Source organism: Halorhodospira sp. 9628 (genome assembly GCF_022228075.1).
Lineage (GTDB): Bacteria > Pseudomonadota > Gammaproteobacteria > Nitrococcales > Halorhodospiraceae > Halorhodospira > Halorhodospira halophila_A.
On record NZ_JAJNRF010000004.1, the window covers coordinates 1 to 16,694 of the forward strand.

The 16,694-nt window shown below is 64.3% G+C and carries 13 protein-coding genes; 4 read left to right on the forward strand and 9 right to left on the reverse strand.

The genetic code is table 11. From position 1 onward, the window contains the following. The first annotated feature begins 252 nt into the window (after positions 1-252). Positions 253-603: an Rpn family recombination-promoting nuclease/putative transposase gene (locus LRG10_RS05545; protein WP_201173670.1), complete on the forward strand. Its 351-nt coding sequence runs from the start codon at positions 253-255 to the stop codon at positions 601-603. Between the two features lie 55 nt (positions 604-658). Here the strand turns inward: LRG10_RS05545 and LRG10_RS05550 are convergent, their stop codons facing one another. The 9 genes from LRG10_RS05550 to LRG10_RS05590 form a co-directional block, all read right to left on the reverse strand. Beyond that, positions 659-1,639, reverse strand: a complete 981-nt coding sequence (locus LRG10_RS05550; protein WP_238634898.1) for a hypothetical protein — start codon at positions 1,637-1,639, stop codon at positions 659-661. A gap of 1,158 nt (positions 1,640-2,797) precedes the next feature. Further along, entirely contained in the window at positions 2,798-4,453 is a 1,656-nt protein-coding gene (locus LRG10_RS05555) for a complex I subunit 5 family protein (protein ID WP_238634899.1), read from the reverse strand. Then, the gene (locus LRG10_RS05560; RefSeq protein WP_238634900.1) at positions 4,453-5,967 is read right to left on the reverse strand and encodes a proton-conducting transporter membrane subunit; all 1,515 of its coding nucleotides are present in this window, start codon (positions 5,965-5,967) and stop codon (positions 4,453-4,455) included. The genes LRG10_RS05555 and LRG10_RS05560 overlap by 1 nt, the downstream gene beginning before the upstream one ends. Continuing rightward, the gene (locus LRG10_RS05565) at positions 5,964-7,412 is read right to left on the reverse strand and encodes a complex I subunit 5 family protein (RefSeq protein ID WP_238634901.1); all 1,449 of its coding nucleotides are present in this window, start codon (positions 7,410-7,412) and stop codon (positions 5,964-5,966) included. Before LRG10_RS05565 ends, LRG10_RS05560 begins: the two co-directional genes overlap by 4 nt. Beyond that, a complete protein-coding gene (locus LRG10_RS05570) occupies positions 7,402-7,722 on the reverse strand; it encodes an NADH-quinone oxidoreductase subunit K (RefSeq protein ID WP_238634902.1) in 321 nt (106 codons plus the stop codon). Before LRG10_RS05570 ends, LRG10_RS05565 begins: the two co-directional genes overlap by 11 nt. Next, entirely contained in the window at positions 7,719-8,645 is a 927-nt protein-coding gene (locus tag LRG10_RS05575; protein WP_238634903.1) for a Na(+)/H(+) antiporter subunit B, read from the reverse strand. The genes LRG10_RS05570 and LRG10_RS05575 overlap by 4 nt, the downstream gene beginning before the upstream one ends. Before the next feature lie 5 nt (positions 8,646-8,650). Next, positions 8,651-8,962, reverse strand: a complete 312-nt coding sequence (locus LRG10_RS05580; protein WP_238634904.1) for a monovalent cation/H(+) antiporter subunit G — start codon at positions 8,960-8,962, stop codon at positions 8,651-8,653. Then, positions 8,959-9,255, reverse strand: coding sequence for a pH regulation protein F (locus tag LRG10_RS05585; protein WP_238634905.1), 297 nt, complete (start codon positions 9,253-9,255; stop codon positions 8,959-8,961). The genes LRG10_RS05580 and LRG10_RS05585 overlap by 4 nt, the downstream gene beginning before the upstream one ends. Further along, the gene (locus LRG10_RS05590; protein ID WP_238634906.1) at positions 9,255-9,812 is read right to left on the reverse strand and encodes a Na+/H+ antiporter subunit E; all 558 of its coding nucleotides are present in this window, start codon (positions 9,810-9,812) and stop codon (positions 9,255-9,257) included. The genes LRG10_RS05585 and LRG10_RS05590 overlap by 1 nt, the downstream gene beginning before the upstream one ends. Positions 9,813-10,477: 665 nt before the next feature. Here LRG10_RS05590 and LRG10_RS05595 point away from each other — a divergent pair. The 3 genes from LRG10_RS05595 to LRG10_RS05605 are packed head-to-tail and all read left to right on the forward strand — an operon-like array spanning position 10,478 to position 16,639. Then, positions 10,478-10,768 (forward strand): hypothetical protein, encoded by a 291-nt coding sequence (locus LRG10_RS05595; protein WP_238634907.1) that lies wholly within the window; start codon positions 10,478-10,480, stop codon positions 10,766-10,768. After that, positions 10,755-13,451 carry a hypothetical protein gene (locus tag LRG10_RS05600; protein ID WP_238634908.1) on the forward strand — a complete coding sequence of 899 codons (2,697 nt, stop codon included), beginning with the start codon at positions 10,755-10,757 and terminating at the stop codon, positions 13,449-13,451. Before LRG10_RS05595 ends, LRG10_RS05600 begins: the two co-directional genes overlap by 14 nt. After that, entirely contained in the window at positions 13,448-16,639 is a 3,192-nt protein-coding gene (locus tag LRG10_RS05605; RefSeq protein ID WP_238634909.1) for a tyrosine-type recombinase/integrase, read from the forward strand. Before LRG10_RS05600 ends, LRG10_RS05605 begins: the two co-directional genes overlap by 4 nt. Positions 16,640-16,694 lie beyond the last annotated feature (55 nt).

Genomic DNA, 16,694 nt, shown 5'->3' on the forward strand with positions numbered 1-16,694 from the left:
GAGCGTGGAGGATGAGGCGGAGGGGGCACCCCTCCGCCGCCGGCGGGAGCCGCCCTAATCGCGCTCCTCGTGATAGCCGGTAACCATCGTCTTGAGGTGCTGTTACCAGGGCCGGCCCATGGTCGAGGCCATGTACACATGGGCGATCAGGAAGACCAGGAGGGCGAAGGTGGCGATCCCCCAATCTGCAACCATCACACAGCGACCGCCTTTTCCAAGCTCGCCTTCGCGACGGCCGGGCCGCCTACATCGTTGATCGAGCACAAATCTGCGCCGGACGCCAGCACACCGGTACAGCTGCTCGGGTACATGCAGCGGATCTGGCAACGCCACGCCGAGCACACGCCCCAGCAACGTGCGCATCGGTATCGCCACTTACCGCCGATCATCCCCCTAGTGCTCTACAACGGCAGGCCGGACTGGTCCGTGCCACTCTCGTTGCTCGAGTGCATCGACGCCGATGAGGATCTACGTGACCTTCAGCGCAACTTCGGCTACCAGGTCCGCCACTTACGAGCTGATGATCGCAGCGAACCGTACTCCGAGGACCCGGTCATTCGCGCCGTCTTCCGAGCCCTCGCTGCACCCTTCGCCGACAACTAGCCGCCAGCACCAGAACCCGTGACCGACCCAGCCGGCGAACTTACCATCCGTCGGCTCACGTGAGTCCCCAGGAGACCACTCGGTCGTAGAGCGCGCTCCTGCGGATAACCAAGCTCTCTGGCTCTCCCTTCAGCCAGGGTACGTCGCTTTCACCGCCAACCTCCTCGATCAGCCCGAAAGGCATGGCGAAGCGCAGTACGGTGCGGACCGACCAGCAGTTGTGCACAATCCGCTCGGGACAGTCGCCCGGAAACAGTACCTCTTCCTCGTTAACCTGCCGAAGGGCTGCCGGGAAGGCCTGCGAGAAGCATCGCTGGTAGAACGAGACCGGCCGCGGCTCGTCTCCGAAGCGGTGGAGGAGATACAGGAAGAAGGCGAACGAATCCTGCACGATCCTCAGATCGGGCCACCCATCGGCATAGGCCCAGTTGAACTGACGGCAGTAGGCCTGGAGCAGCGCGTGGTATATCGCCGCCCACTCGCCCTTGCGAAAGCGCTTCTGCGTTGCGCGGGTCGCCTTGAGCCGGCCGCGCTCCTTGCGCATGAACCGCGCCAGACCGGCCGTGACCTTAATGAGGTGGAGCTCGAGGAAGTCGTCTTCGTTGCGGATCACCCCGGGGAGCCACTCCCGCTTGAGCCCTTCCGCCTTCAGCGCCTCCTTGGCCTCGAAGACCACAGCACGCGGCAGGTTTCCCTTAGCCGTCAGCTTGATTCCTTCCTCGCCGGCCGCATCGACAATGACCTCCAGAAGCCGGAACGCCGTCGCAGCGGGGCGCGCCTCGATGCCCTCGGCGAAGCGCACCAGATCCGGGGCGTCGAACGGCGCATGGAGAAGCCGGTGCATCTGCTCTCGGGAGAGCCCCTGAAAATCGGTCACCGGCGACTGATTGAGCTCCGCCACCTTCTGCGCCACGGCATCCTGAAGCTCCTGCTCGGAGGAAAACGACTGATCGCCGAGTGCGCGCTCGAGCTCCGAGCGGATGGCGGCGATGGACGAGGACTGTTCGTCGTTGGAAGGCGAGTGGCCATTACCCATTCAATGCTCCTCGTTCGCTCGCGTGCCGCACCGGGGCGGCTCGTACTGCGGAGACGGCGCTGCCCAGCGCACCATGAGCCCGGTCAAGCTCCGGGACACCGTCCCTCAAACATTGTTAGACCCAAGGTACGCCATTCTCACCGCCGGCAGCGATCCGTACCCGCCCGTGCCAGCTCCGCGGACTCATGCCCCTGCCAGACGAGCTCCAGGATCTTCTGCCGGTACTCCGCCGAGTACGGGGGACGGTCCTGGCTCATGGTGGATACCTCCTCTGGTCAAACGGTCAGGTATCCACTGCAGCGGGTCAAGCCCAATCGCGGAGTACGTCCCTGAACAGTCCACTCCCGCGAAGGGCCCAGAACAAGGTGGTGATCAGTCCTAGAGCTCCTATGGTGAAGGCCCGCGTCACCCCGGGCCCGAGTCGGGCACAATTTGGGCACGAGATGGGCACAAGCAGCTTGATGGACCAACACATCAGGGCGCTGATATGTTTTCCCGCAGTGAAGACGCCTCTGCCCGCGAAACACGAAAGCGGCGGAGGCACTGACAAAACAAGGCGTTACAATCAGGGGTTGACTCCACGCCGCACACGATTAGAATGCGCAGCACATCGACAGGCGCGTAGCTCAGCTGGTTGCGCCACCTTGACATGGTTTAAGGTCCCTCAGCTTCACATCACTTATTCTTTTTTGATCAGGGCCTTACCTCATGCTTGACCCCATATCTACATTGTAGACCCCACAATCCGCGTCGGCGAAGGGCTCTTCTTTCGACATACTTGAGGTCTCTTCTGGACCACCCCATGAGCACCACCTCGCCCTCTAAACCGACTATGAACCCGCGGCTTCATTAAACAATGCGGGAGTTGGTTGGGCGCACCCACATCGAGAAACAGCGCAAGCAAGGCCGCTTATCTAGCGGCCACTAGCACCTCGGATTTATTGTATTGCAATCTCTTTTCTTGGGGCATCTCGAACATAAAATCACAGTCACCCCAATTACGTCGAAACGGCCACGATCAGCGAGACGCCGAATGAGAAACCAGTACTGGCTCATTCGACGTCGCACTGCCGATTATCACGGTCCTTCCGCCTCATGATCTTCATTCTTGGCGCCCCATCCGTGGACGGTTTTAACCACCTTGGCCGAAGGGGGCGTTCAACCACCCCCAGCCCCGGTCAGAAGCCATAGCAGGACAGAGATCGCGAGAAGCGCCAACCCGACCATCGGCAGGCGTGCCTCAGAGTCTTCCAGGCGGGCAAGGAGGGCTCGCGTTGGCGCGAAGTCAACCCGCCAACCGCTGAACAAGGCCCCTGCATCCGCGGCGCTACGGCCCAGCAACGCAAGCCGCGTACATACTCGCTCTACGAGCACCACCGCGTCCCCCTCGGGCAGCTCGACCTGTCGCCCGGCAAACAACCGCCGCGCCGCGAGGATCAGCACAACGGCCAGGATCAGCGGCCAAGTTGAGTCCAACAATTTGGCAACGTCGGGCCAGGCCAGCAGACCCGCAGAGGCACCATGCAGCCACGGCACCACTAGAGCGGCAAGCACCAGCAGGGGCCAGGCGGGGTGGACACCGCTCTCCGATGCATTCATTGCCCGGGCCAGGGAGAAGGCCTTCCACATCAGCAGCGCCGTCGCGGTGGAGCTCAGTGCGACGAGCAGCATGGCGCCATCCCCCGCGCCGGCCAGCGTAAGGGCGTCCTTGAGCTCCCCCTTCGCCAGGAATCCCGTTGTCAGCGGAAGTCCGGCCAGTGAAAGAGCCGGCAGGACGAATAAGGTCAACCTCCAGCGGCTCGCACCAGGCTGGCAGGCACAGGCGAGGAAAAGGGCCGCCTTGTTGAGGCCGTGGTGGAGAGCCAAAAGCCCTAGCACGGTCACGCCCCCCTCGCGGCCGGCAGGATCCAGAAACCAAACCGAAAAACCGCACAAGATCAGCCCCATCTGACTGATCGTGGAATATGCAAGAACGGTCTTGACACGGGTCTGAGTGAGGCCGAGCAGAACACCCCCGAAGGCGGTCACCAGACCGATGGCCAGCATCCATTGACCGAGAACCGCCGGATCACCCTCCAGCGCTGGCACGAAACGAAGCCAGCCAAGCAGCCCAGCCTTAACAATCACCCCGGAGAGAATCGCACTCGCTGGAACGGGCGCCACCGGGTGGGCCAGCGGCAGCCAAAGATGCACCGGAATGATGCCCAGCTTGACCGCGAAACCGATGAGCAGCAGCCAGCGGACAGGCCCCTCAGCAAGCGCCTCCGCGGAGCCACCGGCCAGAAGGGCGTCGAAGGGGACGTTACCGACCTTGCCGGCCAGCAGCAGCACGCCTGCAAGGATGGCCGCCTCCCCGGCCATCGCCATGACCAGATAGATCCGCCCAGCACGCCATGCCGCCGGTGTGCCGGCTTGCACCACCAGCAAGTAGGCCGACAGGCTCACCAAGGCGAAACCTAGGTAGAAGCTGACGATGTTGCCGGCGAGCAACGCCAGATTCATGCCGGTGAGTGCCAGCAGCCAGCCACTCCAGAACCAGGTGCGCTCGCGCTCGATCGTTTCCGCCGCCAGCCAGCCCGCCAGCCCCCAGGCGATGAGGGTCAACCACACCAGGGGCGTGGATGCGGCATCGGTGCCCAGCCTCAGGCCAACCAATTGCAATCCCAGCTCCAGCTCGCCCGGCAACAGGAGGACGGGCAGCAGAACCAACGGTGCCAAAGGCGCGACGCGGCAGACCGTATGCCGCACGTGCCCGGGCACGGTCATCAGCAGCGCAAGAATAAACGGCAGAGCCACCGCCAACAGGCTGCTCATCAAAAGTACGCCTCTGGTAGATCGAAGTAGCCCTCGGCGATATTGGTCACCCAGCCCAGCGGACTGAGCGGATGACCCGCGAAGACCCCGGCGGCAAGCGCCATGAGTGCGGTTGCCACGGTCGCGCCGACCAGGCCGAAGACTTCCACCCGGCGCGGGGTGACCTCGTTGGGCCAGGCCTCGGGTGCGGGATGCAACCAGATTCGCTTGAGGGGCGGCAGGAAATAGGCGGCGTTGAGCAGCGTGCTGGCCAGCAACACCAGGATGACCCAGTCGCGATCCACCGCCACTGCGCCAGCACCCAGGTACCATTTGCTGATGAAGCCGGCCACCGGCGGCAGCCCGATCATGCCCAGCGCCGCGATGGTAAAGCACAGGCTCGTCCACGGCAGGCGTCTACCGATACCGTCGAGCTGATCGATGGATTTGACGCCGAGCAGGTTGGCGAAGATCCCGGCACAGAAAAAGAGCGTGATCTTCATCAGCCCCTGATGGACTAGGTGGACCATGCCGCCGATGGTGGCGACCGGCCCGCCGATGGCGACCCCGAGGGCTATATACGAAACTTGGCTGACCGTCGAGTAGGCGAGGCGCTTTTTGATGTCACACTGGAAGAGCGCGATCACGGAACCGTAAACGATCGTGAACGAGGCGATCAGTAGCAGCGGCAGATCCAGGCCCAGGCTCTGGGTCAGCTCGAAGCCGTAGATATCCTCCACCAAGCGGACGATCCCGAAAGCGCCGGCCTTCACTACGGCCACGGCATGCAGAAGTGCGCTGACCGGTGCGGGAGCCACCATGGCCCGCGGCAGCCAGGCATGGAGTGGAAACAGCGCTGCCTTCACGCCGAAGCCGATCACCAGCAGCCAGAAGATCACGCGCAGGCTGTCGTACTGACCGATACCGAGATCGCTCAGATAGCCGCCGCCGATGAAATCCTGATTGCCGGTGAGCGCGTAAAGCCAGATGATGCCCACCAGCAGAAACAGGCTCCCACCCAGCGTGTGCGCTAGGTACGTGCGCCCGCCGGCAAGCGAGTCAGCTTTGCCGTTGTGCACCACCAGGGGCCATGTGGTCAGGGTCAGCAGCTCGAAGAAGATGAAGAAGGTCAGCAGGTTGCCGGCCATGGCGATGCCCATGGTCGCCGTCACGCACAGGCTGAAGAACCCGAAAAAGCGCGCTCGGTCAGTGCCCCGCTCCAGATAGGCGAGGGCGTAGACCGTGGTCACCAGCCACAGAACCGCCGACAGGGAGGCGAATAGCATGCTCAACGCGTCGGCGCGCAGCGTGAGGTCCAGGTCCGGCAGCAGCGCGAGGCTGAACTCCGGCACATGGCCGGCCATCACTAGCATTCCCATCAGGGCCACGAGGGCAACCTTGGCGGCCGCTGCGAAAAGGTTGAGTGCGATCCGCAGCCCCGGGCGATGCTCGCCGGCCAGAAAAATGCCAACCCCGGCGAGGGACGAGACCATCACCACCAGCAGGGGCAGCCAGTAAACCAGGAATTCGGTCATCGTCCGCCCTCCGGCGGCCAACCGCTGGCCAGCAGACCGAGAATCGGTTCCGGGGTCAGGCCAACAACAAGCGCGGCCAGGGCCAGCGCCAGCGCCGTCAACCCGGCCAGGTGGTCAGCGGCGAGAGCGGGCCGGGGGGCGTCACAGTCGACGGGCCGGGTGCAGATCACCGCGAGGGCGCGGAACAGATAACCGGCCGCCAACAACCCGCCGAGCAGAATGACGACGATCCAGAGCCACTGCCCCTGCTCCAACGCCGTCTCGACGAAGAGCCACTTGGCAATAAAACCGCCGGAGGGCGGCAAGCCGAGGATGCTCACGCCGGCGAGCGCCAGTGTGAACACCTCCAGCGGTGCCCGACGGTCGACACCGCGCAGGTGCTCGAGCCGATCGCTGCCCATGCGGTGGAGGAGATTGGCCGCGGCCAGAAACATGGCCGCTTTGGCCAGCCCGTGGCTGAGCAGGTGATAGGTGGCTGCCTGGAACGCGACGCCCCCGAGCAGCGGGAACAGGAGCATGAGATAACCCAGCTGGGCTACGGTCGAATAGGCAATAATCATCTTTAGCCGTTGCTGCATGAACGCCAGCAGCGATCCGTAAACAATCGCTCCGGCGCCCAGCAGCCCGAGCGTAAACAGGGCCAGCGGCAGATCCCATTCGGCACCGGTCCACAGCCACAAGCGCCAGACGACATAGAGCGCCACCTTGACCACCAGGGCCGAGAGGATGGCGCTCACCGGCCCCGGGGCATTGCCGTGCGCCGCTGGCAGCCACCCGTGCAGCGGGAAGACCGCAGCTTTGAGCAGCAGACCGAACGTCATCAGGACCAGCGCGGTGCGGGACAGTCCGTCCGGCTCCCGGACCTGGCCGACCAGGTACAGATCCAGCGTCCCGGTGTGGCCATAGATCAAAGCCACGCCAAGCAGGTAAAGCAACGAACCCAGCAGTGCGAGCACCAGATAGCGCACCGCTGCGCGCAGCGCGGCCGGCTTACGGTCAATGACCAGCAGACCGATGGAGGCCAGCGTAACCAGCTCCAGTGTCACAAATAGGTTGAACAGATCGGAGGACAGCAGCAGCGCATTCATGGCACTGGCCAGGAGCAGCCAAAGCAGCCAGAAATGCTGGCCATCCCGGTTGTCGATCCGGTAGCGCGTGGCCGCATGCAGTCCAGCCACGACCATGATCCCGACGTTCAGCCAGACCAACACGGCGCTCAGAGCATCCAGATACCAGACGATCCCCAAGGGCGCGTCGAAGCCGGCGATCGCCAGGCGCACCGGGCCCTCGCGCAGCAGCTCGCCGGTGAGCACCACCATCGCCGGCAGCATCGGCAGCAGCCCGGCCATGACAGCCAGCCAGCGTGCGCGGCCGGGCAGCAGCAGAATCAGGCAGGCCGCAACCAGCGGAACCAATACCAGGGCCGCGAAGGCCTCAGCGACCATCGTCGCCCCCCTCGTCATCGGGCTCCAGAGAGACCGACCCGGTTCGCTCGGCGAGCGCCACAATCAAGGCCAGAGCGAACGCGATCGCAGCCACGGCGATCACGATACCGGTCAACACCAGGGCCTGGGCGATGCCGTCCAGGCTGCCATCGACCTCGCCCACGGAGGTCACGAGGACGAGAAACACCGCCGAGCCCATGACCTTGAGTGCCATGGTCTGGCGCAACAGATGAAGGGAAACGATCAGGCTGTAGAGGCCGATACCGAAGACCCCGGCGGCCGCGAGCATCCAGATTTCCGGGTGGTTCATGGCCGCCTCCGCTCGAGCGCCGCGGCTCCGGCAAACAGCAGCGCCAGCGTCAGCGCGATGGAGACCATCATGGCGGCCTCGATCAGATACACCGCCCACGTCCCGGGCACGCCGAGCAACGGCCTGTCGATCAGCAGCGCGCCGAGACCCACAAGGCAGAAAACCAGGGTGCCGACCACCAGGCCGGCTTTGGTAAACAAGTCGGCTTCGGAGGCCGGCGTCAGTCGCCCGGCGAGCATCAGCATCACCGCGAGGGCCGCTAGGGTGGCGCCGGCCTGAAAGGCACCGCCAGGCAGTTGACTGCCCGCCTGTAACAGGTAGATCGCCACAACGACGGTCAGTGGCCCCACGACGGTAACCAGGCCATCGAACAGTGGTGTGCTGGAAGGCGGCTGCGGGAGTTCGGCGCGGTGGGAGCCCAGCGCGGCCCTCGCTCCGGCATAGGCGGCCAGCAGGACCGCGACCTCAAGCAGCGTGTCGAGATTGCGAAAGAAGATCAGCACACCGGTGATCGGGTTGCCGAGCCCGGTCTCCGGCAGGGCGGCATTCATCATCCGTGCGGCCTCGGCACTGCCCCCCAGCGCTTCCAGGGAGGCCAGCCCGATCATGCCGACCACGACGGTGCCGAGCACGGCGACCCCGCCCGCGACCCAGGAACGGATCGGGGACGGGTCCACCGGCTCCACCGCGTTGATCCGCTTCAGGCGCCAATAGGCGATCATGAGCAATGCCCCGGTGACGCCGGCCCCGATCGCCGCCTCGGCCATGGCCAGATCCGGTGACCCCAGCCAGGCCCACGCCAGAGCGAGCACCATGCCGAAGACCACAAACATGACGATGCCCCGGAACAGCGAGCCACCGACCACGGCATACCAGGCCAGCACCACCAGCCCCGAAGCCAGGACCAGGTCCACGATCAGCATCCAACTCACGGTGCGTCCTCCGATTCCGCGCCGCCGCGATCGGCCCGCGCAACCCGGGCAATGAGGTGCGCCGACACCGTGGCAGCCAGCAGCGCCAGCAGCCAGACCAGCAGCAGGAGAAGCGCCGGCCGCAGGCCGCCGGCGAGCAAGGCCGCCGCGGCACAGATGCACAGTAACCCGAGGTTGTCCGCCTTGGTCAGCGCATGCATGCGACTCAACGCATCAGGGAAACGGATCAGTCCCACCGTGCCGGCCAGGTAGAAGAAGGCGCCGGCCAGGAGCAATACCGCGACCAGACCATCCATCACGAGATTCATGGCAGATCCTCCGGTTGGCGATCCGCCTGCCGTCCGGATCCGCGTCCCGTCGTGCCGACATAGGTGATGGTGAGAATCGTCGCCAGCATGACCACCAGCAAGGCGGCGATGCGAAGCGCCGGAACGCCCTGCCACTCGGCCAGCAGAATCAGCACCGCGGCCGACGTCGAGCCGAACAACAGGGCGGATAGCATCCGGTCTGCATCCGAGGGCCCGCGCCAGATTCGCCACAGCCCGGCGATCAGATTGCCCAGCAGGAAGAGAATGATGGCTGGGAGCAACCAGTCAAGCATCAAGCGCCGCCTTCCAGACCGTACAGCCTGGCTACGCGGCGCTCCAGTTCCTGGACCGCTGATGCCGGATCCTCGTGAATCGCATGCACACGGATCACCTGTCCATTGGCCGAGAGATCCGCGCTCAACGTGCCGGGGAGCAGTCCGATGACGCCCATGAAGAGGCCCCGCGGCTGACCGGCGGGAAGACGCACCGCGTAATCGAACAGGTGCGGATGGATCGGTAGTCCGGGATCCAGGGCGCGGCGGGCGACGTCCCACCCGCCCCGAAAAGACTCCAGGACGAAATAGGCGGCGAACTGCGGCAGGTTGAGAAGCCGGACGCGATACCGAGGCCCGTGAGCCAGAAGGTGGTACAGGGCCGCCCCCAGCGCTGCCGCAACTACACCCCACGCGGGACTTTGCAGACCATCCAGAACCCACCAGATCAGCACCAGCACCACGAAAACCCACACGCTCTTCACCCAAGCCTCCATGGGCGAACCGAAGCCCGAGTTACCCTCAGCCAGGGCCGATGCTGCCTGCTCGTCGCGCCCCCCCCGGTTCAGCGCCGCCATGCGCCTTCGAGCCGCGCCTGCCCTCACCGCTTTGTTGCCCCGTCCGGAAGATATCGCGCTGCACTCCCTAAGTTTCGGACGGTACCGGCGGGTTGCAACCTTCTTCTATCGGTTCCGGTCTTTCTAGTGGATAGCGGATCACCGGCCCACGCGGTTCGCTCCGCCGATAACGCCAGCGCAATGGTGTTTTCGAGGAGCGCTGCCCGATGCCGTCGGGATGGGGTGCCTGCTCAGCGAAGTCGACTGGAGTTGGACTTCCCCCCGCAGGAGGTGTCCAGGCCAAACGGGGTGATGAGCCCCCTCCCCTACAAGGGTATCGCCCCGGAAACCGCGGGCTAGAAGGACCACGAACCAGCCGATTGAGGCCACAATACTGTCTTTATTGACCCTATCTTGGTTTTCGTTTCATCGCCGCATCGTGACCCTTACAATGATAGCTCCATCAACGCTCAGGGGGCGCTATGCCCGCACAAATCCCTCGCTGGACGCGAGTCTCAGTCGGCGCGCTCCGGAGCGACCCAGCCCAAAGACCTAGACCAACTCTACTGTCTGGCAACCTGACACATGAGGCAATAGAGGAGCTTCTGATCCAGCGGCCGATCATTGCCTACCCAGAGACTCATGGCGAGCAGACGATCTACCGAGTCATCGCCGGAGTCTCATCCATGGCGATCGCCAAAGCCTGCCTGCCCACCCAGGAGAAGATTCCGGTACTGCGCTCGCCCGCACCACAGACGGCACTGCGCCAGGCCGTTGACGAGCTGCTCGTCCCCACGGTCGAGCAGCGCACTACGCAGGAACTGATCGAACGCTGGTCCCAGGGCCACTCCAGCAGAGAACTCTCTGTCATCCTCGGTGAGGGGCCGACGCAACAGGAGATCGCCGGATTCCTCGGCGTATCCCTGTCGAGCTACAAGAAACACCGCAAGGACTCAGGTGGCCATGGCGGCAGCTAAGAAGCCTCTACTGACCGATCCGCAGATCCACCACCTGCGCCAAGCCCTCGATCGGTGCCGACACCCCGACCCAGACGGACTTATCGAGCGGGTTCGCCCCCTGATTCAGTTGCCTGATGCCCTCGTTGGCCTGCGGCCGATCGCGAAAAACCTCGAACGGGTTCTGCCGAAGGTTGAGCCACTCCTTCCGTCCTCGATGGAGGCCGACCCGGTCGAGGACTTGAGAGAGTGGCATGAAACGATCCTCGCCATCCCCGATACAGATGATCTGTGGTCCGTCGCCGAACACCTGACCCGGGGGATCCAATCCCAGGGCACGGTCCGCCCTCCACTTAAGGGACACACGACAAGCCACCCTGTCTGGTGCGCGCTCTGGCACATCTACCACAACATCGATATGGCCGACGCCCAGGTCTACGAGTGGCTGCAGGCTCACCTACTAGCAGCCCACATCCGCTTTATGCTGACCGGCGAACATCCGCGTCGGGCGGACTGTGGCTACAACGCGAGCATGGTCATCCGCAAGGCTCATCACCGAGTCTTCCGCTGGCTGATTCTTGAAATTCAGGACGTCATCGCAAATCCCGGCCCTCTGGCGAACCGACTGCGCAGGATCAAGGACCGGGGCTCGGCCTCAACACAAAGGAAGGGCCACGACGAGGACTATCACCTCACCCGTTACTGTGGCTACTTGGCCGAATACATCGCTGATGCCCACCAGATCCCCATGGACGTCTTCCGCGAGACCACGCGCAGCGGCTCTGGCGGCAAACGATCTCGCTCTCAACAATTCGTGGATGCAATGGGGCCTGATCACAGCGGGTTCTGGTATTACAGCGACAACCAGCTCTTGCTGACCAGTTGGGGGACAGCCGATTACCGAGCACACGGACAAGCCCCGTGCAAAGCCAGCCAAGACGACCTCTCCGCTAGCGGGATTGCACCGTACGAGTTCGACGTCGACGAGAGTGCGGAGGTAGCCTTCCACACCCTACTCGGCGATACAGGGGAGCCCGCAAGGGACGATCACACCGCCGGGGCTCCGGGGCAACTGCCGCCACTGCCCTCAATCTACGCTCGGGCTCGTGGCATGGCCCGTCGGATCGCCATGGACACGCAACGGCTGCGTGTTGAGCCTAGCCGCATCCGCCTCAATCAACTGCACAAGATCCTGCATACCCTTGAGGAGGTCTTCAGCCAGGCCTCTACCCCGTCGGCCCAAATATCGGAGTCCGAAAAGGATCTAAAGGACCGGAAACTGCGGCGCGAGACAGCCCTGCTCGCCTCGATCGCTCTGATAAGCGGCACACCACCTAGCGCGGTAAGAGGTGTTCAGTGCGTTGCGAGAGTCAGTGATCTGCCCGTTGCCTACCAGCTGGCCTATAACCCGGACTTCCGCATGTGGATGCGCCCCTATGTGCCACCACCCCGCCACCCACTCGGCGAAGAATATCGCGAGCACCTGGTGGCCACTTGGCCACGCGTAGTCTTTGAGGACATCCTCGGTGTCGGGCAGCACCTGCGGAACGTGGAGCGCCCGTTCACCCACCGGGATCAGACCTACAAGAAGAACTGGGACAAAACCCTCGCCCCACTTCTAGAGCGCGCCGGCGTGGAACGCCGCTGGCGCCGGTTCGAGAACCTCGCCTCCATCCTGCCGAGCTGGTTTGCTTGGGCGGAGGAGGGACAGCACTTGCCAGCTGCCCTGCTCTTCGACAGCCAAGACCCCCTTGCCCGCGTCCACCATTTTTACACGGCCTGGCAGCGCAGCGATCTGGCCCGGATCTACTACAAAGAGCTCCACGCCGCCCTTGATGGCAGCGGGCTGGATGAACCGAGGGATTACGCCGAGGATCGCCTCTGGAGCTACCGCCGCCCAAGCACGGAGATCACCGAGAGCTGGGTCGGCAACGATCGCCTCCCCCGCGCCGAGTCAATCTCCGGGCTGGTGCACGACCTGCGCCAGCGGCTGACGATGGGCGTGCGCCGGAGTCGCCACCTCGATGTGCAGGAATGGCTGCAAACCCACAACCTTCTGACCGCCTACACCGCCCTGGGACTGACCTTGGCCGCCGGCGGCCGCGCCATCCGTACCCCCGTGCCTGACCTCACTGCACGACACTCGGCCACCGGCACCCTCGCTCTCCAGGAGAAGGATCGTTCTGACGGCGCCCACGCCCGCCTGGTCGTCCTCCCGCAAGCGGTCCTCCAGCAGATCGAACACTACCTAAAGCACCTCGTGACACTCTTTACTGCGTTCCCTGCGCTGCCCATTACACTCAGCTGCCCGGCCACGAAATTCCGCGACCGCAGCGCCTACGGAACCGACACCTTCGAACTGGACTTGCGCAAGACGTGCTTCTTCCTCGACGCCGCCGATGAGCGCGATCCGGCCAGCTGGAGGCCTGTGGAACTGACCGGTCAGCGGCTACGCAGCGAGTGCGACCGCATCCGCCCCTACGCTTGGCCTTTCGATAACGCCGGGCGCCACCTCCTACGCAGCTACCTTACAGGCAAAGGCTGTCCCGCCACCCTGATCAACACGCACCTCGGCCACTGGCATTACGGAGAAGAGCCATGGGGGCACCCGTCCACTTTTGACCCCGTCCGTTACCGTCAAACGATCGGGCCTTACTTGGAAGAACTCATGGAGGAAATCGGCTACCGGAGCCTATCGGCATGAACGAACAGACGACGGCCGAAGAGGCTGCCCCGCTCCTCGTTGACGGTGACACGATCCCCATCTGGTTTGGATGGACCCATCTATGGCGCCCCATGCCGGACCCGACCCAGGTCGACCCAGCGCGGGAGAGTCGCGAGCGGCCTTCACGAACCGACCCGTTCTTGGCCATCTGGCAGACCCTTCGAAAGGAGTACCGTGCGCTGACTCTCGCCGAGCCACCGGGCGATCGGCAGTGGACCACCTCCGAGACACGCACCCTGATGGTTCGCGTACGAGCCCATGCCCCAGCCGGCCAGAGCTTCCTGGCGCAACGCCGCGTCGCCGAGGTCCTCGATGCCGGCAACCGGGCCGGGCGCTGGCGCATCCCCATCCCGGATGTCCCAGCACCTTTGCCGCCGGCGCCCACCTCACCATTCCAGCACAATGACTTCCTGGCGATGGTCCACCATCAGCCCCTGGTGGATACCTTCCTTGCGCGGCTGGCAACACCGTTACCCAGTGAAGATGCCCGGCCGCACTGGGGTCGGATTTTTCTTAGCGCCCTCCTCTTCGGCGGTCTACTTCGAACCCACTGGCTCTGGGCGCTCCCCGACGCGCTGGAGCGCGGCCCTGCCCACGGGCACTGGATAGAGCTATTCGACAGCCCACAGGATGAGACGCAACCTCAGCATCTGCGCTGGTATCCCGACCCGATTACACGCCACCTGCTCGTGCGTGCCCGCCAAGAGGGTATCCCCTCTGGAGCACTGGCCAAGCGTCATGATGGACCGGCGCTCCATCGCTGCATCAAGACCTGCACTGACGTACTCGGGATCTCGGAGCATCTCCCCGGCAACTGGAGTCGCCTTCTGAGCGTCACCCGGACCCGACTCGCGCTCTACGTGCCGCCCTACCTGTTGGCGCACGCCACCGGTTTCCGACCGGCCACTTCGCTCCCACCCAGTGTTCAGGAGCGTCTGATCAGACCGCCGACCCGGATCGCGATGACACCACCGCCACGCAGCGCGGATCCGGCCCACCGCGCCGATAGCTCGGAGGAGTCCAAATCCACCGCCGATCCCAAGGCCACCGAAGACCGGGACGACTCAGAACTCTGGCCTGCCCAGCTGCTCGAACTATCGCGGCTGATCCGTCGCACGGACCCACCGAGGGCCGAACCGATCCTCGACTGGGTCACAGCGCAACAGGCCACGGCGCGGGCGGGCAGCGGCCAGCCCGGCACGCTACTACCGGCTGTCCAGCGTCTCGCCGAGTGGACGGCCCACAAGCTTTGCACTCCGACGCGCCGGGACCGCAAACCTCGCCGGCGCAGCGTCTACGAGCTCTACAACGCCATTGCCGGACGGATCGCAGGGCAACTGGCCGATGCCGACCCCGCCACTCTCTCGAACAGCGACGATTACATCGAACTCTATACAACCGCCCTGGAGGACACCGTCAGTGCCGGCAGTCGTAAGCGCGTCGCCCGGGGACTGCGAAGCTTCCACGAGTACCTGATCGAGCACCACGGCGCGCCGCAGGAACCCCTGCAAGCGCTCCAGTCGACCCGCTTTTCCGTCAGCCGAGGCACACCCGACGCGAACTACATCGACGAGCCGCTCTTCCGCCGTGCCATCGACTGGCTGGATGAGCGTTACCGCGATAACGCGAGACTGAGCACCATACTCGGGCTCCTACTCGCGTTGGGCTTCTATACCGGCCTGCGTCGCAGTGAGGCCAGAGGCGTGCTCATCGGGGACCTGGAAGGCCCACCGGAATACGCCCTGATCGTTCGACCGAACCAACTGCGTCTGCTCAAAAGCGGCAATGCGCAGCGCATCCTGCCGCTTCAGGCGATGCTGCCGCAGGATCTACTCCAACGCCTCATCGACCTGCAGGAGCAGCGTCGGGGCGAGGCGGACACCACAGAAACCGGCCCACTCTTCACCCTGCCCGATCGAGGTGCGCTACGCGACAACGACCCCTGGCTCGAGGAAGCCACCCGCGCCCTCGCCCAGGTCACCGGCGATCCCCACGTGCGCTTCCATCACCTGCGCCATTCCTTTGCCTCACGAATGCTGGTGCGTTTCTGGGAGCTGGAAGCCGAGGGCCATGAACCGCCGCCCCCCTGGGCCTCAGATCCATATATGGCAACAAAGGGCGCCCCCCGGAGGCTCCGACGCGACCTGATCGGCGATGAGGCACCGACTCAGCGTCGCACCCTTCGCCTGATCACTCGGCTGATGGGCCACTCCGATACCCAGATCACCATCGAGCATTACGTCCATACCCTGGACGACCTCCTCGGCCGCTCGGTCCGCCGCATCTGCGACGGACTGACCACCCGCCAACTCAGCGAGCTCACCGGACGCGGCGAGGCACAGATCCGGGACGCCCGCCGCAAGACCGCCCAGGGGACACCGGCCGAAACCCTCGACCGGATCACCGATAACCTACTGCCGAAGCGCGAGCGCCTGTCCGAACAATGCGAGACCGCACTTGCGCCCGGTGCCACGGTGGGCATTGAGGCCCCGGAGGACACGATCGAGTGGATGAGCCTGCTCATCCACTCGATCAACGACCATGCGGACTCGACCGACCGATCTCCTCAACAGTTCGCCTTCCCCTGGGAGGCCGATACTCTGCGTCGTTACGCACAAACGCTGCGCGATCTCCCGTCTTCGCTGCGTCTTCGCGCTCGCAACGTCGCCACGACCGAGCGCATCGTGGACTCCCTCCATGACAACGAGCATGACCGAGCGAGGACGACCTGGCACCTTCTGCACGGCGGCGGAGACCGTCCCGGGATGTCACCCAGGGACCGAGCGAACCTCCTGAGAAGCTTTGTCGACGGCTACACCCCCAATACGCCTATCCTCACTGTTCGCTTCCGCACGCTGCCCGATCTGCGGCGTTGGGTGAGTTTTCTCGATGAGTTGGGGCTACTGGATCGGTTCATCGGCTACCACACCCCGACACCCGGCTCCAACGCCGCAGGCCCCGAGAAGCAGTTGGCGCATTGGCAGAGCGCTCTCGATCACTTCCCCATCGAAAGCGCGAACGAACGGCACAAGCTCGATACCCCAACCACAGCCCGCGGAGAGGTGTTGGTGACGCTCCACCCCGATGCTCCCAAGGCTGTTTCGCTTGCTCTTTTTGGGGTTCAGGTAGCCTTAGGGCTTAGTCACGCGGTGAGCGGACGTGAGTAGTACTGACGTTACCCTTTGTAAAATCAGCACTGTCTGGAGATTCCAGTCAAGTGGT

What these genes read in the sequence shown, in the direction of transcription:
- LRG10_RS05550 (WP_238634898.1), bottom strand. Translation starts at nt 1,639, where the DNA reads ATGGGTAATGGCCACTCGCCTTCCAACGACGAACAGTCCTCGTCCATC.
- LRG10_RS05555 (WP_238634899.1), bottom strand. Translation starts at nt 4,453, where the DNA reads ATGAGCAGCCTGTTGGCGGTGGCTCTGCCGTTTATTCTTGCGCTGCTG.
- LRG10_RS05560 (WP_238634900.1), bottom strand. Translation starts at nt 5,967, where the DNA reads ATGACCGAATTCCTGGTTTACTGGCTGCCCCTGCTGGTGGTGATGGTC.
- LRG10_RS05565 (WP_238634901.1), bottom strand. Translation starts at nt 7,412, where the DNA reads ATGGTCGCTGAGGCCTTCGCGGCCCTGGTATTGGTTCCGCTGGTTGCG.
- LRG10_RS05570 (WP_238634902.1), bottom strand. Translation starts at nt 7,722, where the DNA reads ATGAACCACCCGGAAATCTGGATGCTCGCGGCCGCCGGGGTCTTCGGT.
- LRG10_RS05575 (WP_238634903.1), bottom strand. Translation starts at nt 8,645, where the DNA reads ATGCTGATCGTGGACCTGGTCCTGGCTTCGGGGCTGGTGGTGCTGGCC.
- LRG10_RS05580 (WP_238634904.1), bottom strand. Translation starts at nt 8,962, where the DNA reads ATGAATCTCGTGATGGATGGTCTGGTCGCGGTATTGCTCCTGGCCGGC.
- LRG10_RS05585 (WP_238634905.1), bottom strand. Translation starts at nt 9,255, where the DNA reads ATGCTTGACTGGTTGCTCCCAGCCATCATTCTCTTCCTGCTGGGCAAT.
- LRG10_RS05590 (WP_238634906.1), bottom strand. Translation starts at nt 9,812, where the DNA reads ATGGCGGCGCTGAACCGGGGGGGGCGCGACGAGCAGGCAGCATCGGCC.
- LRG10_RS05595 (WP_238634907.1), top strand. Translation starts at nt 10,478, where the DNA reads ATGGCGATCGCCAAAGCCTGCCTGCCCACCCAGGAGAAGATTCCGGTA.
- LRG10_RS05600 (WP_238634908.1), top strand. Translation starts at nt 10,755, where the DNA reads ATGGCGGCAGCTAAGAAGCCTCTACTGACCGATCCGCAGATCCACCAC.
- LRG10_RS05605 (WP_238634909.1), top strand. Translation starts at nt 13,448, where the DNA reads ATGAACGAACAGACGACGGCCGAAGAGGCTGCCCCGCTCCTCGTTGAC.